At 71.4% G+C, this 19,572-nt stretch carries 21 protein-coding genes; 7 read left to right on the top strand and 14 right to left on the bottom strand.

Annotated features, from left to right (window positions below; genetic code table 11):
- Window positions 1–126: 126 nt before the first annotated feature.
- The 4 genes from ACWC5O_RS11935 to ACWC5O_RS11950 form a co-directional block, all read right to left on the bottom strand.
- Window positions 127–318 (bottom strand): acyl-CoA carboxylase epsilon subunit, encoded by a 192-nt coding sequence (locus tag ACWC5O_RS11935; protein WP_097251889.1) that lies wholly within the window; start codon window positions 316–318, stop codon window positions 127–129.
- 11 nt (window positions 319–329) lie between these two features.
- Window positions 330–1,874, bottom strand: a complete 1,545-nt coding sequence (locus ACWC5O_RS11940) for an acyl-CoA carboxylase subunit beta (RefSeq protein ID WP_450586466.1) — start codon at window positions 1,872–1,874, stop codon at window positions 330–332.
- Between the two features lie 31 nt (window positions 1,875–1,905).
- Window positions 1,906–2,340, bottom strand: a complete 435-nt coding sequence (locus tag ACWC5O_RS11945; RefSeq protein ID WP_450586468.1) for a hypothetical protein — start codon at window positions 2,338–2,340, stop codon at window positions 1,906–1,908.
- Between the two features lie 122 nt (window positions 2,341–2,462).
- Window positions 2,463–3,248, bottom strand: coding sequence for an AfsR/SARP family transcriptional regulator (locus ACWC5O_RS11950; protein ID WP_450586470.1), 786 nt, complete (start codon window positions 3,246–3,248; stop codon window positions 2,463–2,465).
- Between the two features lie 409 nt (window positions 3,249–3,657).
- Here ACWC5O_RS11950 and ACWC5O_RS11955 point away from each other — a divergent pair, with 409 nt between their 5' ends.
- From ACWC5O_RS11955 to ACWC5O_RS11985, 7 genes are all read left to right on the top strand, one after another.
- On the top strand, window positions 3,658–4,665 hold the full coding sequence (locus ACWC5O_RS11955) for a DUF2156 domain-containing protein (protein ID WP_450586472.1): 1,008 nt from the start codon (window positions 3,658–3,660) through the stop codon (window positions 4,663–4,665).
- Between the two features lie 27 nt (window positions 4,666–4,692).
- Entirely contained in the window at window positions 4,693–4,842 is a 150-nt protein-coding gene (locus tag ACWC5O_RS11960; protein ID WP_450586474.1) for a hypothetical protein, read from the top strand.
- 320 nt (window positions 4,843–5,162) lie between these two features.
- The gene (locus ACWC5O_RS11965) at window positions 5,163–6,278 is read left to right on the top strand and encodes a fatty acid desaturase family protein (RefSeq protein ID WP_450586475.1); all 1,116 of its coding nucleotides are present in this window, start codon (window positions 5,163–5,165) and stop codon (window positions 6,276–6,278) included.
- Window positions 6,279–6,431: 153 nt separating this feature from the next.
- A complete protein-coding gene (locus tag ACWC5O_RS11970) occupies window positions 6,432–7,802 on the top strand; it encodes an MFS transporter (RefSeq protein ID WP_450586477.1) in 1,371 nt (456 codons plus the stop codon).
- Between the two features lie 28 nt (window positions 7,803–7,830).
- The gene (gene fdxA / locus ACWC5O_RS11975; RefSeq protein WP_450586478.1) at window positions 7,831–8,160 is read left to right on the top strand and encodes a ferredoxin; all 330 of its coding nucleotides are present in this window, start codon (window positions 7,831–7,833) and stop codon (window positions 8,158–8,160) included.
- On the top strand, window positions 8,157–8,924 hold the full coding sequence (gene fabI / locus ACWC5O_RS11980; RefSeq protein ID WP_450586480.1) for an enoyl-ACP reductase FabI: 768 nt from the start codon (window positions 8,157–8,159) through the stop codon (window positions 8,922–8,924). Before fdxA ends, fabI begins: the two co-directional genes overlap by 4 nt.
- A gap of 210 nt (window positions 8,925–9,134) precedes the next feature.
- Entirely contained in the window at window positions 9,135–10,121 is a 987-nt protein-coding gene (locus ACWC5O_RS11985) for a L,D-transpeptidase (RefSeq protein WP_450586481.1), read from the top strand.
- A 93-nt stretch (window positions 10,122–10,214) separates the two neighbouring features.
- Here the strand turns inward: ACWC5O_RS11985 and serS are convergent, their stop codons facing one another.
- The 10 genes from serS to ACWC5O_RS12035 all read right to left on the bottom strand — a co-directional run bounded on the left by serS (window position 10,215) and on the right by ACWC5O_RS12035 (window position 19,526).
- Entirely contained in the window at window positions 10,215–11,492 is a 1,278-nt protein-coding gene (serS, locus tag ACWC5O_RS11990; protein WP_450586482.1) for a serine--tRNA ligase, read from the bottom strand.
- Window positions 11,485–12,966: an APC family permease gene (locus ACWC5O_RS11995; protein ID WP_450586484.1), complete on the bottom strand. Its 1,482-nt coding sequence runs from the start codon at window positions 12,964–12,966 to the stop codon at window positions 11,485–11,487. The genes serS and ACWC5O_RS11995 overlap by 8 nt, the downstream gene beginning before the upstream one ends.
- Before the next feature lie 171 nt (window positions 12,967–13,137).
- Window positions 13,138–14,358: a beta-ketoacyl-[acyl-carrier-protein] synthase family protein gene (locus tag ACWC5O_RS12000; RefSeq protein ID WP_450586486.1), complete on the bottom strand. Its 1,221-nt coding sequence runs from the start codon at window positions 14,356–14,358 to the stop codon at window positions 13,138–13,140.
- A complete protein-coding gene (locus ACWC5O_RS12005) occupies window positions 14,358–14,588 on the bottom strand; it encodes a phosphopantetheine-binding protein (RefSeq protein WP_020942802.1) in 231 nt (76 codons plus the stop codon). The genes ACWC5O_RS12000 and ACWC5O_RS12005 overlap by 1 nt, the downstream gene beginning before the upstream one ends.
- Window positions 14,589–14,655: 67 nt before the next feature.
- A complete protein-coding gene (locus ACWC5O_RS12010; protein WP_450586488.1) occupies window positions 14,656–15,663 on the bottom strand; it encodes a beta-ketoacyl-ACP synthase III in 1,008 nt (335 codons plus the stop codon).
- The gene (locus ACWC5O_RS12015; protein WP_450586489.1) at window positions 15,660–16,640 is read right to left on the bottom strand and encodes a VlmB-like protein; all 981 of its coding nucleotides are present in this window, start codon (window positions 16,638–16,640) and stop codon (window positions 15,660–15,662) included. Before ACWC5O_RS12015 ends, ACWC5O_RS12010 begins: the two co-directional genes overlap by 4 nt.
- Window positions 16,637–17,185 (bottom strand): flavin reductase family protein, encoded by a 549-nt coding sequence (locus ACWC5O_RS12020; protein ID WP_450586491.1) that lies wholly within the window; start codon window positions 17,183–17,185, stop codon window positions 16,637–16,639. The genes ACWC5O_RS12015 and ACWC5O_RS12020 overlap by 4 nt, the downstream gene beginning before the upstream one ends.
- On the bottom strand, window positions 17,182–17,715 hold the full coding sequence (locus tag ACWC5O_RS12025) for a hypothetical protein (protein ID WP_450586493.1): 534 nt from the start codon (window positions 17,713–17,715) through the stop codon (window positions 17,182–17,184). The genes ACWC5O_RS12020 and ACWC5O_RS12025 overlap by 4 nt, the downstream gene beginning before the upstream one ends.
- 18 nt (window positions 17,716–17,733) lie before the next feature.
- Entirely contained in the window at window positions 17,734–18,219 is a 486-nt protein-coding gene (locus tag ACWC5O_RS12030) for a type II toxin-antitoxin system RatA family toxin (RefSeq protein ID WP_450586495.1), read from the bottom strand.
- Window positions 18,220–18,221: 2 nt separating this feature from the next.
- Window positions 18,222–19,526, bottom strand: coding sequence for an aspartate aminotransferase family protein (locus ACWC5O_RS12035; RefSeq protein ID WP_450586497.1), 1,305 nt, complete (start codon window positions 19,524–19,526; stop codon window positions 18,222–18,224).
- Between the last annotated feature and the right edge of the window lie 46 nt (window positions 19,527–19,572).

Below are 19,572 nucleotides of genomic sequence, written 5' to 3' on the forward strand. Positions count from 1 at the left end.
ACCTCACCGCGGAGAACGTGCTGACCCCGCGCGTCCAGGTCGTCGCCCTCGACACCCTGGCGACCTGCGAGGACGTGGGGCACACGTGTCCGGTGTGTGCCGGGCCGCTCGGCGCGGCGGCGGTCGTCAGGAGCGCTGCCAGCTGTGGGGGGCGTGGAAGGCGTGCGGGCGCCAGGACGTGGTGCCCGGGGAGGAGGGCTCGGCGCCGGACCCGGCCAGGGCGGTACGGCTGAGCAGCAGCACCGCGAGGGCGGCCAGCTCCTCCTCCGTGGCCTCGCCCTTCTCGACGCGGATGGGGGCTGTGGGGGATACGGACATGGGGACCTCCGTCACTGAGGGGGGTTGCCGTGCTTGCGGGCGGGACGCTCGGCGTGCTTGGTGCGCAGCATCGCCAGCGCGCCGATGAGGACGCGGCGGGTGTCGGCGGGGTCGATGACGTCGTCCACCAGGCCGCGCTCGGCCGCGTAGTACGGGTGCATCAGCTCGGCCTTGTACTCCTTGACCAGCTCGGCACGCTTGGCCTCGGGGTCGTCGGCCTCGGCGATCTGGCGGCGGAAGATGACGTTCGCGGCACCCTCCGCGCCCATCACGGCGATCTCGTTGGTGGGCCAGGCGTAGGTGAGGTCGGCGCCGATCGACTGGGAGTCCATGACGATGTAGGCGCCGCCGTAGGCCTTGCGCAGGATCAGGGAGATGCGGGGCACGGTCGCGTCGCAGTAGGCGTAGAGCAGCTTCGCGCCGTGGCGGATGATGCCGCCGTGCTCCTGGCCGACGCCCGGCAGGAAGCCGGGCACATCGAGCAGGGTGACGATCGGGATGCTGAACGCGTCGCACAGCTGCACGAAGCGCGCCGCCTTCTCGGACGCCTCGATGTCCAGGACGCCGGCCAGGGCCTGCGGCTGGTTGGCGACGATCCCGACGACCTGGCCGTCCAGCCGGGCCAGCGCGCAGATGATGTTCCGCGCCCAGCGCTGGTGGACCTCCAGGTACTCGCCGTCGTCGACGATCTCCTCGATGACCCTGGCCATGTCGTACGGCCGGTTGCCGTCGACCGGTACCAGGTCGGCCAGCGTCTCGCAGCGGCGGTCGGCCGGGTCGTCGCAGGGCACGGCGGGCGGGTTCTCGCGGTTGTTGCGGGGGAGGAGGGACAGCAGGTAGCGGACCTCTTCCAGGCACGTCTCCTCGTCGTCGTAGGCGAAATGGCACACCCCGCTGGTCTCCGCGTGCACGTCGGCGCCGCCCAGGCCGTTCTGGGTGATCTCCTCGCCCGTCACCGCCTTGACGACGTCAGGTCCGGTGATGAACATCTGGGACGTCTCGCGGACCATGAACACGAAGTCGGTGAGCGCGGGACTGTAGGCGGCACCTCCGGCGCACGGGCCGAGCATCACGCTGATCTGCGGGATGACACCGGACGCTGCCGTGTTGCGCCGGAAGATGCCGCCGTAGCCCGCGAGCGCGGTGACGCCCTCCTGGATGCGGGCGCCCGCGCCGTCGTTCAGGGAGACCAGGGGCGCGCCCGCCGCGATGGCCATGTCCATGATCTTGTGGATCTTGGTGGCGTGGGCCTCGCCCAGCGCACCGCCGAAGATCCGGAAGTCATGGGCGTAGACGAAGACGGTACGGCCCTCGACCGTGCCCCAGCCGGTGACGACACCGTCGGTGTACGGCTTCTTCGCCTCCAGGCCGAATCCGGTCGCCCGGTGCCTGCGCAGCGGTTCGACCTCCTGGAAGGAGCCCTCGTCGAGGAGCAGGCCGATGCGTTCGCGCACGGTGAGCTTGCCCTTGGCCTTCTGGGCGGCGGTCGCCTTCTCACCGGGGCCGGCGAGAACGCTCTCGCGTATGCCGGCCAGTTCCTCGACGTGGGACCTCATGTCTCCCCCTGATTCCTGAAGTGACGGAACGTCAGTCAGCGAGCCGGCGCAGCCCGCTCGACTGGAGTACGGCGAACGCCCCTACGACCGCTGCCTGCAGCACGGTCCACACCGTGCCGACGGTGTTCGGGCCGAACCAGCCGAAGAGCGCGGTGGCGACGGACGCCACCGCCCACAGCGCGTTGGCCTCGATGACCGCCTTGGTGGCGGCCGTGCTCGGCACCGGGCGGCTCGCCAGCAGCGCCACGAGGCCGCCGTACACCGTGAGGAACACGCCGATGCCCCGCAGGAACCCGGTGCCGAGTCCGAGCAGATCGCCCACCGGGCCCGCGGCGAGCAGGTAGATGAGGCCGTTGGCGGCGGTAACGGCCGCGTCCAGCGCGAGGAAGGTCCGTAACGGGCGCGCCGCGGCGACACGGGTGGGCGTATGCGTCGCCGCGTGTGCCGGGGTCTGGCTCGTGGTCATGGGGCCTCCGAAGGTAGGGGGTCTGATTCCACTTGCCCGTCGAGCGTGCCAAGGCGGACTGACCGGTGACTGACGGACTGCTTACGCGGTTCGACTCGCTCCTCCCTCAAGTCGACCGGTTCTCAGACCGGTTGCAGGCGCAGGTCGCCGGTCAGGGCGGGGTCGTGGGAGAGGATGGCGCTCTCCACCCGGCGCAGGGCGGGGGAGGGCTGGATGCCCAGCTCGTCGTCGAGGTGGCGGCGCATCCGGCGGAAGACGTCGAGGGCGTCGGCCTGTCGTCCCGAGCCGTACAGGGCGATCATCAGCTGCTCGCAGAAGCGTTCCCGCAAGGGGTGGTTGGTGTGCGCCTCGGTCAGCTCCGCGAGCACGGATGCGTGCCGGCCCAGCCGCAGCTCGGCGTCGAAGCGCAGCTCCATGGCCCGCATCCGGTACTCCTCGTAGCGGGCGCCCGCCAGCTGGCACAGCGTCCCGCCGGCGAACCCGCCGAAGACGGGGCCGCGCCACATCCCGAGCGCGTCGCCCAGCAGCCGTGCCGTGCGGGCCGCGTCGTCCGGCGCGGCGGACTCGGCCAGCCGCACCGCCCTGATGAACTCGGCCGCGTCCAGCTCGCCCTCCCCGATGCCGAGCCGGTAGCCGGAGGGGTGCATGGTCACCCGGGAGGCCGGCCGGTCCGGCTCCAGGTCACGGAGTCTGCGGCGTAACCGGCTGACATGGGCCTGGAGGGCGTTGGCCTGGTTGTCGGGGACGGCGTCCCCCCACATCGCCTCGGCCAGGCTCTCCCCGGACACCGGCTGGCCCTCGCTGACCAGCAGCGTCTGCACCAGGGTGCGTTGCAGATCGCCGGAGATGTCCGCCGGGCCGACGGCGGTGAGTATCTGCAGTGCCCCGAGAATGGAGAACCTCAGCATGTCTTCCCCCCTTGGTGAAAATTCCTGGCGAAGGTGTTTCTTTACGGGGTCGGGCTGCGGTGAAGGAAGGGTGACCGAACGCGCCGCGCCCCGGCGGGCGTCTGCTTCCTGGACGGCCCGCCGGGGCGGTTGCTCCGCCGGGACGGGGGGCGGCCGGCGGTCCTGGGGGACCGGTGCCGAGCCGCCGTTGGCGCAGCACCGGGTGGGAAAAGTTCGTTCCGTGCGACGAGTGGTGAATTCAGGATCACCGCGTACGGAATTCCGGTCTGGAACCACAATGGCATCACTCGCTGACGGAATGCTGACACGCTTCTGACACTGGCAATGAATTCCTTGTGGCCCTTTTCCCGGGCATCCTCTCGGTGCTGTACTCCCTTCGATGGAAAACGCTCCCGAAAGGGGTACGGGAATGACCGCGACCACCACCGAAACCAGCACGGACAACCCGGTTCTCGAGGCGATACGGGCCCACACGGCAAGCGAGAACCCGAGTTCGTTCCTGGCGCTCAACAGCGGAAACAGTGTCTTCACCGTCCCGGACGCGGACGGTGTCGTCGTCTACCGCCGCACCGGCCGCCACGCCGTGCAGTTCGGCGGCCCCTTCGCCGCCGAGCAGGACTACGGCACCCTCCTCGAGGCCTTCCGCAAGTACGTCCGCGACGAGGGCCTCACCCTCGTCGGCGTCCAGCTCCAGCGCAGCGACGCCGAGCGCTACGCCGCGCTCGGCTTCACCGTCAACCAGGTCGGCGCGTCCTGGGCGGTGAGCCTCCCCGAGTTCACCCTGCGCGGCACCAAGTTCATGCAGCTGCGCAACAAGATCTCCCGCGCCCACCGCAACGGCCTGCAGGTCCAGGAGGTCGACGCGGCCGACGTGCAGGACGCCATCGCCGCCATCGACCGGGCCTGGCTCGGCTCCAAGGGCGGCGCCCAGCAACTGGAGTTCCTCGTCGGCCAGATCGGCGGCGCGGCCCAGGCGCACCGGCGGCTCTTCACCGGCACCATCGACGGCGCGCCGGTCGCCTACATCTCGTACTCGCCGGTCTACGGCAGCCGGGCCGGCTGGATGCACGACCTCAGCCGCCGTGTCCCCGAGGGCTCCCCGGGCCTGATGGAGGCCATCAACGCGCACGCCATCGAGGTGTTCCGGGCCGAGGGCGTCGAGTGGCTGCACTTCGGGTTCACGCCGTTCACCGGCCTGGACGCGGGCCACGAACTCGACGGCCACAGCCCCGCGTTCCAATGGCTGATGCATGCCCTGTGGGCCGAGGGCGCGGCGCTGTACCCGGCGCAGACGCAGCTGTCGTACAAGCAGAAGTGGGCCCCCGACGTGCTGATTCCCGAGTACGTCGCCTTCGACGGGCCGCAGGCCTCGCTGCCCGGTTTCGCGCACATCTTCCGTGCCTGCAACGCCTTCTGACCCCCCTCACCCCAAGGAGACGACGACATGAGCCAGTCCACCGAGGAACTCCAGCACGCCATGGTCGAGCAGCTGATGGCCGTCATCGGGGCCCCCGACGACCAGGCGGTCGCCGAGGCCGCCGACGCGGTGGTCCGCGCCCTGGACGAGCGGCTGAGCGCCGGGGCGGCTGCCTGAACCCGGCACGGCACGTCCGATCAGAGGGACATCAGTGCCACATCAGCGCTCCACGGAACGCTGGACACACGTTCGCCCGGCGGTCCGGGCCCGGGAGTACCGCACTGTGCTCCCGTCTCCTCGGTCCGCCGGGCGGGCACTGGGCCCTGTCGTCAGACTCCCGCCTGCCGCCCTCCGGGAAGACGACGGGAGTCTGACGACAGGACCCGACCCGCGACGGTGACCGCACGCGGGAGCCTTGTCGACTCGCGGCGCCCGCAGGTCCGCGCAGCAGCGGCGCCGCCGCCCGATCCGGGCACTTCTCCCAAGGAGAGCAACGCATGCAGCGTCCGCACATACAAGAAGCCGGGGCACTCGCCGCCGGTGGAGGCGCCGGCGCCGGGCAGCGCACCGGTGCCTCGGCGACCTTCGCCGAACTGCTCAAACGGGTCAAGGCCGAGGGTCTCCTCGACCTCGACCCCCGGTACTACGTGGGCAAGCTGGTCCTCAACACCGCCCTGCTGCTGCTCGGGTTCGCAGCCTTCTTCGAGCTGGGCGACTCCTGGTGGCAGCTGGTCACGGCCCTGTGGATGGGCCTGTGCGGCGGCCAGTCGGCGTTCATGTGGCACGACGCCGGCCACAAGGCGATGTTCCGCAGCAAGAGGGCCGCCTCCGCGGTCGGCTACATCCACGCCAACCTGGTCAACGGGGTCAGCTACGGCTGGTGGGTCAACCACCACAACCGGCACCACTCCAACCCCAACCACCTGGACATGGACCCGGACATCGGCCGGCGCACCGCCATCTTCGACATCAAGCAGTACCCGAGCCGCAAGGGCACCCAGAAGTTCGTCGTGCGCTACCAGAGCGTGCTGTTCTTCGTGCTGCTGGTGCTCGAGGGCTTCAAGATGCTGAGGACCGCGGTCCTGTCGATCGTCCAGGGCAAGACCAAGCGGCCGGCCCTGGAGACCTTCCTGATCCTGCTGCGCGCAGCCGTCTACCTCGGCCTCGTCTTCACCGTCCTGTCCCCGGGCCTCGCGGTCGCCTTCATTCTGGTCCAGCACGCCGCCCTGGGCGTCTACTTCGGGATGATCTTCGCCCCGAACCACAAGGGCATGGAGGTCCGCGACGGCGAGGAGGAGACCCTGGACTGGCTGGAGCGCCAGGTCCTCACCTCCCGCAACATCCGCCCCAACTGGCTGGTCGACTTCCTCTACGGCGGCCTCAACTACCAGGTCGAGCACCACCTGTTCCCGGCCATGCCGCAGAAGAACCTGGGGCGGGCCCGGGAGCTGACGATGGAGTACTGCGCCGAGCGCGGGGTGCCGTACCACGAGGTCGGGTTCTGGGCCTCGTACCGCGAGGTCGCCTCCTACCTGCACGAGGTCAGCGCGCCCGTGCGGCGCGGTGACGTGGAGGAGCAGCTCCGCCGCCGGGCCATGGAAGAGGCGGCCTGACCTCCCCCACCTCCCTTACTCACACCGCTGCTTCCCCCACACCCCCCACATTCCGGCCCCCGGGCCGCACGCCCGGGCCCGCCGGCGGCCCGGGCGGTTCCTTCCGAGGAGCGACGGGGGCGTTCGCAAGGAGTCCCCAAAGGAGCCAGCCCCATGTCCCAGACCACCGCGGCGGCGGGCGGTGTCACCGCTCCCGCCCCGATCGGGGTCCGCCTGGACCGTATGCCGATCACTCCCCTGCACCGCAGACTCACCGCGGTCATCGGCGTCGGCCTGTTCTTCGACACCTTCGAGAACAACCTGTCGGGCACCATCGGCAAAGTGCTGCAGAGCGGCTTCGGCTTCGGCGCCACCTCGCTCAAACTCGTCCTGGCCTCCGTGTTCGTCGGCCAGTTCATCGGTTCCCTGACGCTCGGCCGGATCGCCGACCGGTTCGGCCGGCGCCGGGCCTTCCTCGTCAACCTCGCCATCTACTCGGTGTTCTCGCTGCTCGGCGCCTTCTCCCCGAACGCCACGTGGCTGATCGTCACCCGCTTCCTCGCCGGGATCGGAATCGGCGCCGAACAGGCCCTGTCCGACTGCTACCTGGCCGACGTGCTGCCCGCGAAGAAGCGCGGCCGGTTCATCGCCTGGGCCTACACCCTCGCCTTCTGCGGAGTGCCCGCGGTGGGCTTCGCCGCGCTGTGGCTGGTGCCGCTGACCCCGCTGGGCGTGGCCGGCTGGCGCTGGCTGTTCGTGCTCGGCGCGCTGGGCTCGGCCGTGGTGTGGGTGCTGCGCCGGCAGCTGATCGAGTCCCCGCGCTGGCTGGCCGCGACCGGCCGGACCGCGGAGGCCGAGCGGCTGGTCGACCGCATGGAGGCGGAGGCGGCGGGCCGCGGACTGCCGCTGGAGACGCCCGCGCCGGCCGAACCGGCCCCGGTGGCCGAGGAGTCCCGGCTGCGGGACGTCCTCCGCTCCGGCATGCTGCGCCGCACCCTCGTCCTCTGGCTGTTCTGCGTGCTGTCGGTCGTCGGCTACTACGGCTTCGGCACACTCGCCCCGCAGATCGTCGCCGCCAAGGGCTACGGCGTCGTCGCCGGCCTCGGCTTCACGGCGCTGTCCTTCCTCGGCTACCCGGTGGGCTCCGCGCTCGCCCTGCCCGTCGTGGACCGCGTCGAGCGGCGCACCCTGATCGCGCTGTCGGCGGCCGCCATGGTCCTGGCCGGACTCGGCTTCGCCTACGCCGGCTCGGCCGAGCTGATCGTCACCTGCGGTTTCGCCTACACCCTGTGCAGCAACGTGTTCTCCAGCGTCTCGCACGTCTACCTGTCCGAGCAGTACCCCACCGCGATCCGGGCCACCGCCTCCGGCGCCGCCTACTCGCTGTCCAAACTCAGCGCCGCCGCACTGCCGTTCGTACTGCTCCCGGTTCTGGAGGCGCACGGCCCCGGCGCCCTGTTCGCCGTCATCGCCGCCGCCATGACCCTTCTCGCCGCCACCGTGCTGACCCTCGGCGAGCGCACCACCGGCCGACCGGTCCGGTGAACCCATCGCACTTCGGAAGGAGTTGAGCATGGCCTACGTCATCGGACTGCCCTGCGTCGACGTCAAGGACCGCTCCTGCATCGACGAATGCCCCGTGGACTGCATCTACGAGGGGCAACGCGCCCTGTACATCCATCCGGACGAGTGCGTGGACTGCGGCGCCTGCGAACCGGTGTGCCCCGTCGACGCCATCTACTTCCAGGACGACCTGCCCGAGGAGTGGGGCGACGACCACGCGGCCTCCAACGCCGCCTTCTTCGAGAGCCTCGGCGCACCCGGCGGCGGCAGCGCCCTCGGCCCCCAGGACCATGACTCCCCGCTGGTCAGCGCCCTGCCGAAGGGGGTGTCGGTGGCATGAGCGGCATCCTCGCCGGCAAGCGGATCCTGGTGACCGGGGTCGTCACGGACGCCTCCATCGCCTTTCACGTGGCCCGGATCGCCCAGGAGGAGGGCGCCGAGGTCCTGCTGACCGGCTTCGGCCGGCTGACCCTCATCGAGCGCTTCGCGTCCCGGCTGCCCAAGCCCGCCCCCGTCATCGAGCTGGACGTCACCGACCAGGCCCACCTGGACACCCTCGCCGACCGCGTCGGCGAGCACGTCGACTCCCTCGACGGCGTGGTCCACTCCATCGCCTACGGCCCCCTGGGCGCCTTCTCCTTCCTGGACGGCACCTGGGACGACGTGTCGACGGCCGTGCAGGTGTCGGCGTACTCCCTGAAGTCCCTCACCACGGCCTGCCTGCCGCTCCTGGAACGGCGCGGCGGCTCGGTCGTGGGTCTCACCTTCGACGCGACGGTCGCCTGGCCGCACTACGACTGGATGGGCGTGGCCAAGGCGGCGCTGGAGTCCACCAGCCGCTACCTCGCCCGCGACCTCGGCCCCCGCGGCATCCGCAGCAACCTCGTCGCGGCCGGCCCGCTGCGCTCCATGGCCGCCAAGTCCATCCCCGGCTTCTCGCAGCTGGCCGACGTCTGGGAGACCGAGCGGGCCCCGGCCGGCTGGGACCTCACCGACCCGGACCCGGCCGCCCGCGCGGTCGTGGCCCTGCTGTCGGACTTCTTCCCGCGCACCACCGGCGAGGTCGTCCACGTGGACGGCGGGGTGCACATGATGGGCGCGTGAACCACGGGCCACAAAGGGGCGGGGATCGTGGCCGCACACCTCGATCCCGCCTCCCGGAGCCCTGCACCCGGAAAGAGCCGACCCGGTCGGGATGCGCCCCGAGTTTTGACACACGCTTTACACGACGCGCGCAACTGCGGCGCACGCCTACGCTGTCTGACAGTGAGCCGGGCCTGGCAGGGCCGAAGAACGAGAGAGCGGGGGCAGGTCGTGGGACGGCGCAAGGGCGGCATAGGGATCGCATTCGTCACGGCTGCGGTGCTGGTGGGCGCGAGCGCCTGCGGCGGGGGCGACAGTGACAAGGCGAGCGGGGACGACGCGAAGCCGTCGGGCAAGCCGAGCGCGAGCGCCTCTCCGTCGCCGACGAAGCCCGCGGGTCCGCCCATGCTGCTGGAGACGATCACCCCGCAGACGGGATCCACGGTCGGCGTGGCCATGCCGATCTCGGTGGTCTTCACGAACCCGGTGGCGGCGAAGGCACGGGCCACGGTCGAGAAGCACATGAAGGTGAGCGCCTCGCAGCCGGTGGCCGGCGCCTGGCACTGGTTCGGCGACAAGCGCGCCGACTGGCGACCGAAGACGTACTGGCCCTCCGGCACGAAGGTGAAGATCGACGCCGACATGAAGGGCGTCAGCAACGGAGCCGGACGTTACGGCGTGCGCGCCTACACGCACACCTTCACGGTCGGCGACGACGTGCGCGCGGATGTCTCGGTGACCGGCCACACCATGAAGGTGTCCCGGAACGGCAAGGCGGTGCGCACCCTGTCGATCAACGCGGGCAGCCCCCAGTATCCGACGTGGAACGGCACGATGGCCGTCATCGACAAGCAGGAGAAGGTCCACATGACCTCCTGCAGCGTCGGCATCAGCTGCGACAAGGGCAGCCCCAACTACTACGACCTGACGCTGCCCTGGGACGTCCACCTGACCCAGTCCGGCACGTACGTGCACTTCTCGACCGGCGACCCCAACCCGGGCAGCGGCAGCGCCCGCGGCTCGCACGGCTGCGTCCACCTGTCCATGTCGGACGCCAAGTGGTTCTACCAGCAGGTCAAGCAGGGCGACCCCGTCACCATCACCGGCTCGACCCGCGCCAAGGCCCCGGCCGACAACGGCTACGCCGACTTCAACCTGGGATGGGACGAGTGGCTCGCCGGCAGCGGGTCCGGGGAGGGGACGACCGCGACGCTGTGATGCCAGGGCGCCCGCCCCGCCGGAGGACCGCAGGCCTCGGGCGGGGCGGGCGGGTTTTTCGGCAACCTCAACTCCTGGTTCCTCTTACGGGCGTTACTCGGTGGACCCGTCCGGCAGGATGCGCCGGAAGCCGGTGTACGGCACCAGCGCCTCGGGCAGGAGCACGGACCCGTCCTCCTGGACGCCCTGCTCCAGCAGCGCGGCGACCGTGCGGCCGATCGGGAGGGCCGAGCCGTTCAGGGTGGCCGCCGGGGTCTTGCGGCCGTCGGCGCGCTTGACCCGGATGTCGGCGCGGCGGGCCTGGAAGGTGCCGCAGTCGGAGACCGAGGAGATCTCCCGGTAGGAGCCGCCGCCCGGCAGCCAGACCTCGATGTCGTACGTCATCCGCGCCGAGAAGCCCATGTCGCCCGCGGGCAACAGCACGGTCCGGAAGGAGAGTTCGAGCCGGCGCAGGCACTCCTCCGCCTGCGAGACCATCAGCTCCAGCTGCTCCTGGGCCTCCTCCGGGGCGCAGACGCGTACCAGCTCCACCTTCTCGAACTGGTGCAGACGCAGGACGCCCCGGGTGTCACGGCCGTACGCCCCCGCCTCGGCGCGGAAGCAGGGGGTGCGGGCGGTGAACGCGTACGGCAGCGTCCGGGCGTCCAGGAGCTGTCCGGCCACCAGGTTGGTCAGCGGGACCTCGGCGGTCGGGATCAGGAACAGTTCGCGGTCGCCGACCTGGGTGCGGAACAGGTCCTCCTCGAACTTGGGCAGCTGCCCGGTGCCGGTCATGGTGTCGCGGCTGACCAGGAACGGCACCGACTGCTCGGTGTAGCCGTGCTCGCGGGTGTGCAGGTCGAGGAAGAAGTTGCCGAGGGCCCTTTCGAGACGGGCTCCGGCGCCGTGCGAGACGCTGAAGCGGGCGCCGGAGAGCCCCGCGGCCGCGGGGGAGTCGAGGATGCCGAGGGCCTCGCCGATCTCCGCGTGGTGCCGGGCGCCGGCCGAGGGGCGCGGGGCCGGACCACCGCGCCGTATCTCCACGGCCTCCTTCTCCGAGTCGCCGTCCGGGACCGTGTCCAGCGGGAGGTTGGGGATGCCGAGCAGCAGCTCCGTCAGCTCGCCGGCGGCCGTGCGGGCGGCGCCCTCGGCCTGCTGCACCTCGGCGCGCAGCGCCCGTGCGGCCTCCTTCTCCGCCTCGGTGGGCGGGCCGGAGCGGCGGGCCTTGGCGGTGCGGTTCAGCTCCGTGCGCAGCCGGGTCACCTCGGCCTGGGTGGCCGAGCGGGCGTGCAGCGCGGTGCTCAGGGCGTCCAGGTCGAGGTCGTAGCGGCGGCGCGCCAGGCGTCGTACGGCGTCCGGACCGGCCTCGATCAGCTCGTTGGGATCATGCATGGCGGTCTCCTGACAGGGCGGGGGAGGAGGCGGGGGACTGCTCCGGTACGGCGGTCGCGGTGTGCCGGGTGCCGAGCAGGCGGTAGCGGAGCGGGTGGGCCGAGCGCAGGCGGGCCGCGTACAGCAGGCCGCCCAGGGCGACCAGCGGCAGCAGCCAGGGCAGCGCGGCGATGACCTTGGACGGGGAGCCGGTCAGCATGTCGAAGTTGCCCACCACCAGCCACACCGAGGCGGCCAGGCCGGCGAAGCCCAGCAGCGGGGCGAGCAGTTCCCGCCACCAGTGCCCGCCGCCGCCCCGCAGCCGCAGCCCGAGCACGGACAGCGCGGCCAGCGCCTGCAGGGCGACGATGCCCAGGGTGCCGAGACCGAGCATGCTGGTGGTCAGATCGGCGTAGGGGTCGAGACCGGCGACGGCGAAACCGCCCACGACCAGCGTGGTCAGCGCGCTCTGCGCGAGGCTGGCCCGGTGCGGGGAGCGGTGGCGCGGGTGCTCGGCGGCCAGCCCGCGCGGCAGCAGACCGTCCTCGGCGAGTACCTGGGCGTAGCGGTTGGCGGCACTGTGCAGGGCCAGCGTCGCCGCGAACAGACTGGTGCAGAGCAGGACCTGGAGCCCGGTGCTGCCCGCCTTGCCGAGGAAGTCGTCGCCGAGCACGAAGAACAGATCGCCCATCTGCCTGCCCGCGACCTCGCGCACCTTGTCGCTGCCGACCGCGCCGACCGCCAGCCAGCTGGTGAGGGCGTAGAAACCGGCGATCAGGACGACGGCCGCGTAGGTGGCCCGGGGCACGCTGCGCCGCGGGTCCTTCGCCTCCTTGCCGTACAGGGCGGCCGACTCGAAGCCGATGAAGGAGACGAACGCGAACATCAGCGAGACACCGACGCCGTGCCCGGCCGCGACGTGCGGGGAGAACGAGGCGGTGGGCAGCGCGTGCAGTCCGTGCCGGGCCAGGATCGCCACGTCCAGGGCGGCCAGCACGCCGATCTCGCCGAGCATCAGCAGGGCCAGCACCCGGGCGCTGAGCGCGATCTCCCGGTAGCCGAGGACGGCCGTCAGCACCAGCCCGACGGCCGCGCACCACTCCCAGGACACCGTCATCCCGTGGGCGGCGAAGACCAGGTGGGTGAAGTACCCGAGCGCACCCGCCAGCCCGATCGTCGCGCAGTTGTACGACAGCAGGGCGACATACCCGGCGGCGACCGCGGGCGGCCGCCCGAGCCCGTCGGCCACCGAGGCGTAGAACCCGCCCGAGCCTCCGGTACGACGCGCACTCACCGCATACCCGACCGAGAAGCACAGCAGGGTGACCCCGGCGAACAGGAAGGCAGCCGGCACCCCGGCTCCGTCACCGAAGGCGAACGCGAGGGGGACCGTGCCGACCATGGCGGAGAGCGGGGCCGCGGCGGCGACGATCAGGAACAGGATGTGCCCGGTACCGAGCCGGCCGGACCGGGGTGGGGAACCGCTGGTGGACATGGAGACTCCAGAGCAGTGAAGAGGAGGGGGACGGGGAACAGCCGCCCGCGGAGGCTGCTCAGCGGACGGCTGTGAAAGCGCCCTGTAGGGGCGCGGGGCTGCATTGCCTGTGCGGCTCCGCCGCGTGGGCGCGACCAGCCCAGGACGGCCCGCACCCGCCGAACAACCGGACTAGGCAGGTGCGATGGCGAGCGAAGTGTTCTGCCCACCGAACCCCAGCGAATTGCTCAACGCCAGGTCGATCGGCATCTCAGTGACGGTCTGGGCCAACTTGACCTCGATCCGAGGATCAGGCATGACCAGGTTGGCGGTCGGCGGAATCAACTCGTGCTCCACGCTGAGCACAGCGAACGCGGCCTCGACCGCGCCGGCGGCACCCAGCAGATGACCGGTGACTCCCTTCGTGGACGTGACCACCGGATCCCCACGCAGGGTCCGCTGGATCATCCGGGCCTCCGACAGATCGTTCAACGGAGTCGAAGTCCCATGGGCGTTGACGTGCTGCACGTCGTCCGGATCGGCACCCGCATCGGCCAGCGCCGCGCGCACCGCAGCCTCGATCCCCGCACCGTCGGGATGCGGCGACGTCATGTGATGCGCGTCGGCGGTCGCGCCGTACCCGATGATCCGGCCGTGGATGTGCGCACCGCGGGCGCGGGCGTCCGCGACACGCTCCATCACGAGGATCCCCGCGCCCTCACCGGCGACGAAGCCGTCGCGGTCCACGTCGAACGGGCGGGACGCGGCCGCCGGATCGTCGTGCCGCTTGGAGAGCGCGCCCATCTGCGCGAACCCGGCCATGACCAGTGGGGTGATCATGGCCTCGCTGCCGCCCGCCAGTACGATGTCGCACCGGCCGAGCGCCAGCAGGTCCCGGGCGGTCCCGATGGCGGTCGCGCCCGAGGCACAGGCGGTGGCCACCACCAGGTTGGGTCCGGTCGCCCCGAACTCGATGGCCGTCTGACCGGCCAGCATGTTCGGCAGCTGCATGGGCAGCAGGAGCGGCGACACGCGGTCGGCGCCGTGCTCGCGCAGCACATGGTGCTGTTCCTCGACCGTGCCCGGACCGCCGTCGGCGCAGCCCAGCACGACGCCCACGCGTGCGCCGTCCCAGGTCTGCGGGTCGAGGCCCGCGTCGGCCACCGCCTCGTGCGCGGCGACCAGCGCGAACTGCACGAACCTGTCCAGGCGGTGGGCCCGCCGCGCACTCAGCAGGATCTCGGGGTCGAAGTCCGGCACCCGGCAGGAGATCTGTACGGGGTTGTCCGTCAGCACCGGATCGAGGGCGGCGGCCGGCCTGCCGTCGCAGACCGCCGCCCAGCTCGGCCCGACCCCGATACCGCCCGGGGTGACCAGGCCGAGCCCGGTGACGGCGATGTCCATCCCGGCCATCAGACCTTCGCGCTCCGCTCCTCCATGAGCCGGACCATGTCGCCCACGGTCTCGGCCTCCAGGAGGTCGTCGTCGCTGATGTCCAGGTCCAGCTCGGACTTCAGCAGCAGCGACAGCTCCACCACGGCCAGCGAGTCCAGCTCGATGTCCTCCCGGGTGGCCTCCGGAGTGATCGACTCGGGCGACACCTTGAGCTTGTTGGACAGGATTTCCTTGAGCTGCTCCAGCATGTCGGTTCCTTTCGAAGGTGTACGCGCCCCGCGTACCGCTGAATCGATATGAGTGACTGACGAACGGTCAGATGGTTTGCAGCTCCGGCCAGACGACGGTGGTGGCACCCCAGGACAGGCCCCCGCCGAACGCGGTGAGCAGCACCCGGTGGCCCGCGGCGAGCCGGCCCTCGGCGGTGGCCTCGGCGAGCAGCAGCGGAATCGAGGCGGCGCCGGTGTTGCCGACCCGCGCGATGTTGCTCAGCTGCCGCTCGGCGGGGATGCCGAGCCGGTCCGAAACGGCCTCCAGGATCCGGGCGTTGGCCTGGTGCGCCACGAACCGGTCGATGTGGTCCAGCCGCCAGCCGGCCCGCTCGGCCGCCTCCGTGGAGGTGGCGGTCATGTGCTCCACCGCGTGCCGGTAGGTGTCCCGGCCGAGCATCCGGAAGTAGTGGTCCTCCGGGGCGGCCGGCCGGCCGGTGGACCGCTGCCGGGAGCCGCCCGCCGGGACCTCGATCAGATGGCTCAGCTCGCCGTCGCTGCCGAGCACCAGCGGGCCGATCGCACCGGGTTCAGCGGCCGAGCCCGCGCGCAGCACCACCGCGCCCGCGCCGTCCGCGAAGATCACCGCGGTGGTGCGGTCCTCGGGGTTGATGATCGTGGTGAAGGCGTCCGCCGCGATCAGCAGCACCCGGTCCGCGATCCCGGCCGCGATGAGCCCCGCGGCCGAGGCCAGGCCGTACAGGAACCCGGAGCAGACGGCCGCCACGTCGAAGGCGGGCACCTGCCCGAGCCCCAGCCGCGCGGCCACCTGCGGTGCGGTGGCCGGGCAGGGCTGGTCCGGGGTGGTGGTGGCCAGCACCACCGCCCCCACCTGCTCGTCGCCCGCCGACTTCAGCGCCCTCAGGCCGGCCTCCACCGCCAGATCGCCGGTGGAGGTGCCCGGGGAGATGAAGTTCCGCTCGGCGATCCCGGTGCGCGACCGGATCCAGGCGTCGGAGGTGTCGAGGCGGGCGGCCAGGTCGTCGTTGGTCACCACGTTGGGCGGGACGTACGACCCGATGCCGGTGACGACCGCGGCCCGCCCGGTGCTCATGCGCCGGCCTCCGAGGCGAGGACGCCGACGGGCAGGCCCATGTAGTCCATGCGGACCTCGGCCATCTCGTCGGTCCACTGCTCGGCCATGTCGTAGCGCTGTTCGGCGGTGGTGTCGAGCAGCCGGACACCCGGCCAGATCTCGTAGTCCCCGATCTTGTCGGCATGCTGGAACATGCCCTCCTGGAACAGCTCCTCGCGGTGGATGACGAACTCCCGGTCCGGGATCTCGTCCCACAGCTTCACGCCCGCGCGCAGGATCTCCAGCAGCCGCGGCTTGTACTCCGGGTGCTCGATCACGTGGTCGCGCAGGATGGTGCTGGCCACGGTGAGGTGGCGGATCTCGTCGATCGCGGTGCCGCGCGAGATCTCGCCGGTCGCCGGGGACAGCGGTGTCCACTTGCGCTCGCTCAGCTCGGCCGCCGGGGCGAGCACGCCCTCGATGATGATGGCGAACACGGCCACCCCGCCGGGGAAGTCGGACTGGTCGCGGACGATGTCCAGGGTGAAGTCCACCACCGGGTCCAGGACCCGCTTGCGGTAGTCCCGGGCCATCTCGTCGATGTCCTTGAGCAGCGTGCTCGCCGGGATGCCCAGCTCCACCAGGTGCTGGCGGAAGACCCGGGCGTGCCGGGCCTCGTCGATCAGCTGGGTGGCGTAGAACTCCATCTGCGGGATGCCGGGCGCGACGCAGACGTAGTGGCCGAGCAGCCGGGTGGCCAGCTCCTCCGCCAGTGCCCGGAAGCCGAACTCCAGGACCAGCGCCTCGCGCAACGGGCCCGGCGCCTTGAGGAAGTCCGGGGTGATCGCGTTCTCGTGGTGGCCGGTCACCCCGCGGTCGCGCAGCGTGCCCTGGGCCACCGAGGTGATCCAGTAGGCGAGGTCGCACTCCTCGGGGCCGAGGGTGAGTTCCTTCGCGCCGTCCAGCAGACCGGGTGCCTTCTCCCAGTCGGCCTCGGGTGCTACGGGTGCGCTCATGATGCGGCGGCCTCCTTCGCCGGGCGCAGGGAGCCGGCGAACAGCCCGCCGGCGTAACTGAACAGGGGGAGCCGCCCGGTGTCGGCGGTGGCGCGGACGACGTACCCGAGCAGCAGCTCGCTGTCCCCCGCCGCGTGCGCGGAGTGGAACCGGCAGACGTAGTGGGCGAGCGCGCCCGCGATCAGCGGGGCGTGCGCGTAGCGGTCCGCCGTCCAGGCCAGGCCCGCGAAGGCCTCGTCACCGTCGGGCCGGCCGCTGTCGGCGAACCGCCGGGCCACGTCGGCCTGGTCGCCGCCGAGCACGTTGATCGCGAACCGGCCCTCGGCGGCGGCCAGCCGGGCGAAGGACGAGCCCGCCCGCAGTGCCACACCGACCAGCAGGGGGGAGCGCGAGACCAGGGTGACCGTGCTCGCGGTGGTGCCGTGCATCCGGTCCTCGGGCCCGGTGGTCAGCACCGACACCGGGGACGCCAGGTGGTACAGGGCCCGGCGGCGTTCGGCCGGGTCCTGCCGGACCGTCCGCCGTACGCCGGTCGCGGTGGTCATCGCACGGCCTCCGTCTCCCGTACGACCGGCCGCGCCGGGACGTGCCCGACCGGCACCGGGTCCATGGCGTGCCCGACCGGCTTCGGGTGGGGCAGGCCCAGGTCGTCCAGCAGCCGCAGATAGCCCTCCTGACGCACCGGTTCGAAGGGCAGTGCGAAGGACTTCATGAAGTTGCCGAACAGACCGCGGTCGCCGAACAGGTGGAACGGCAGCACCAGCAGCGCCCACTCGGGCCTGACCAGCCAGCACCACAGCGCGGCCACCGCGCCCTGCGTGATGAGGCTGTGCATGACGTTGTAGAGGACGTAGTACGCCTTGTGGATCGGCCGGCCGCCGCTCTTCTTGAACGCGATGGCGCCGGGGATGTAGCCGATCAGGTCGATGTAGAGGAACAGTCCGAGCGCCGGCAGCCAGCGGATGTCGCCGAAGTGGTAGACGATCAGGCCGGTGGTGACGGCGAGGCCCACCAGGTACTCGGCGCGGTGCAGCGAGTACGTGCGCGGTGTCTCGAAGGGGTTCGCCTGGTCCATGGTCAGCTCCTCGGCGGGCTACTGGGCGCCGACCGCGGCGGGCTCGGTGAGTGCGATGCCGCCCTGGATCCGCACGGCCGGGTACAGCCCGGTCAGCGCCCAGGCGACGGTCTCCTTGATGACCCGCTCGGCGATCGGATCGAGGATGCCCTCCAGGCTCGGGATGCCGAAGTCGAAGTCCGCGTCGAAGCGGACGGTGACGTCGGCGCCGTCCTGCTGGACCGACCAGGTACCCGAGAAGGAGTCGAAGTCGCCGTCGGACTGCTCGAAGCGGATCTCGCCGCTCTCCGGCAGCACCGTGTCGTCCTCGGTCCAGCGCAGCAGGCCGCTGCGGAAGTGCAGCTCCCAGCTGGAGGAGGCCTTCGGGTCGGGGTAGGAGGCGTGCACGGTGGTCGCGTTGACGTGGGGCGCGAGGTCCGGGTACTTCTCCCAGCGCCGTACGGCGTGCAGGACCGTTTCGGCCTGCTCCGCGGGTATCAGGGCATCGAGTTCGACGTGCCGCACGATCAGTTACCGCCTTCCGGCATCTTGGCCGCGCCCCGGATGAGGTCGCGGGTGGCCAGGTCGAAGGAGTTGACGAGGAAGTCCACGTCGGTGTCGTCCAGCACGGCGGGCGGCGTGAACCGCACCACCGAGCTGCCGTTCATGGAGTGGTTGGCGACCACGCCGTGGTTGAACAGCTCGATCAGCAGCTCGCCGGCCAGGCCGGCCTCCACGAGCTCCACGCCGATGAGCAGGCCCCGGCCGCGCACGTCCACGACCAGCTCGGGGATGTTGCGGTGGGCGACCTCCGCGATCCGCGGCAGCAGCCGGGCACCGAGGTCCATCGCCCGGGTGACCAGGCGCTCCTCCTTGACGGCCCGGATCGCGCCCTGCACGGCGGCCATCAGCACCGGCTGCCCGGAGAAGGTGGCGGTGTGGACGTAGGGGTCCTTGTCGAAGGGGCGGAACGCCTTGCGGGTGGCGACGGCCGCCGACACCGGCATCACCCCGCCGCCGAGCGCCTTGCCGGTGAGCAGGACGTCCGGGACGACGCCCTCGATGTCGGCGCCCCACCACTCACCGAGCCGCCCGAAGCCGGACTGCACCTCGTCGAGGATCAGGAAGCCCTCGTACTCGCGTACCAGCTCCTCGACCCGCTTGAGGTAGCCCTTCGGCGGGATGATCACCCCGCCCTCGCCCTGCACCGGCTCCAGGATCACGCACACCTCGCCCGGATGCGCCCGCAGTTCCGCCTCCAGGGCGTCGGCGTCGCCGAACGGCAGGTGCTGGAAGTCGGGCACGAGCGGGCGGAACGGCGCCTGGTAGACGTCCTTCGCGGTCGCCGACAGGGCGCCCAGGGTCTTGCCGTGGTAGCCGCCGCGCATCGAGATGGTGCGCTTGAAGCCGTTCGCGCGGGCCAGCTTCAGACCGGTCTCCACCGCCTCCGCGCCGGACAGCGCGAAGTGCACGCGGTCGAGTCCGGGCGGCAGCACCGAGACCAGGGCCTCGGCGGCGCGGGCCACCGTCGGCTCCAGCAGGATGCGGGTCGCGGTGGGGTGGGTGCGCAGCTGGCGCTCCACCTCCTCCATGACGATCGGGTGCCGGGCGCCCATGATGAACACGCCGTAGCCGCCCGCGTTCAGGAAGCGCTCACCGTCGCTGGTGGTGAGCCAGGCGCCCTCCGACGCCACCTCCATGTGACTGCCGAACAACTCGGCGAGCGTGGCCCGGCCCTTGCTGAGGTGGGCCCGGTACAGATTGAGGATCTCCGCCTCGTCGTCGACGGCCGAAGCCACCGGTACTTCGGGGGATTCCTGGATGACGGTCACGTGTCGCTCACTCCAAAGGGGGGTGGTCATAAGGTCGGTGGGTGCA

The organism is Streptomyces sp. NPDC001450 (genome assembly GCF_053597295.1).

Coding starts and splice junctions, on each gene's coding strand:
- ACWC5O_RS11945 (WP_450586468.1), bottom strand. CDS start 2,340: ATGACCACGAGCCAGACCCCGGCACACGCGGCGACGCATACGCCCACC.
- ACWC5O_RS12015 (WP_450586489.1), bottom strand. CDS start 16,640: ATGAGCGCACCCGTAGCACCCGAGGCCGACTGGGAGAAGGCACCCGGT.
- ACWC5O_RS11940 (WP_450586466.1), bottom strand. CDS start 1,874: ATGAGGTCCCACGTCGAGGAACTGGCCGGCATACGCGAGAGCGTTCTC.
- ACWC5O_RS12010 (WP_450586488.1), bottom strand. CDS start 15,663: ATGAGCACCGGGCGGGCCGCGGTCGTCACCGGCATCGGGTCGTACGTC.
- ACWC5O_RS12000 (WP_450586486.1), bottom strand. CDS start 14,358: ATGGCCGGGATGGACATCGCCGTCACCGGGCTCGGCCTGGTCACCCCG.
- ACWC5O_RS11955 (WP_450586472.1), top strand. CDS start 3,658: ATGACCGCGACCACCACCGAAACCAGCACGGACAACCCGGTTCTCGAG.
- ACWC5O_RS11965 (WP_450586475.1), top strand. CDS start 5,163: ATGCAGCGTCCGCACATACAAGAAGCCGGGGCACTCGCCGCCGGTGGA.
- ACWC5O_RS11970 (WP_450586477.1), top strand. CDS start 6,432: ATGTCCCAGACCACCGCGGCGGCGGGCGGTGTCACCGCTCCCGCCCCG.
- ACWC5O_RS12025 (WP_450586493.1), bottom strand. CDS start 17,715: ATGGACCAGGCGAACCCCTTCGAGACACCGCGCACGTACTCGCTGCAC.
- ACWC5O_RS12005 (WP_020942802.1), bottom strand. CDS start 14,588: ATGCTGGAGCAGCTCAAGGAAATCCTGTCCAACAAGCTCAAGGTGTCG.
- ACWC5O_RS11995 (WP_450586484.1), bottom strand. CDS start 12,966: ATGTCCACCAGCGGTTCCCCACCCCGGTCCGGCCGGCTCGGTACCGGG.
- ACWC5O_RS11950 (WP_450586470.1), bottom strand. CDS start 3,248: ATGCTGAGGTTCTCCATTCTCGGGGCACTGCAGATACTCACCGCCGTC.
- fabI (WP_450586480.1), top strand. CDS start 8,157: ATGAGCGGCATCCTCGCCGGCAAGCGGATCCTGGTGACCGGGGTCGTC.
- ACWC5O_RS11935 (WP_097251889.1), bottom strand. CDS start 318: ATGTCCGTATCCCCCACAGCCCCCATCCGCGTCGAGAAGGGCGAGGCC.
- fdxA (WP_450586478.1), top strand. CDS start 7,831: ATGGCCTACGTCATCGGACTGCCCTGCGTCGACGTCAAGGACCGCTCC.
- ACWC5O_RS11960 (WP_450586474.1), top strand. CDS start 4,693: ATGAGCCAGTCCACCGAGGAACTCCAGCACGCCATGGTCGAGCAGCTG.
- ACWC5O_RS12020 (WP_450586491.1), bottom strand. CDS start 17,185: ATGACCACCGCGACCGGCGTACGGCGGACGGTCCGGCAGGACCCGGCC.
- serS (WP_450586482.1), bottom strand. CDS start 11,492: ATGCATGATCCCAACGAGCTGATCGAGGCCGGTCCGGACGCCGTACGA.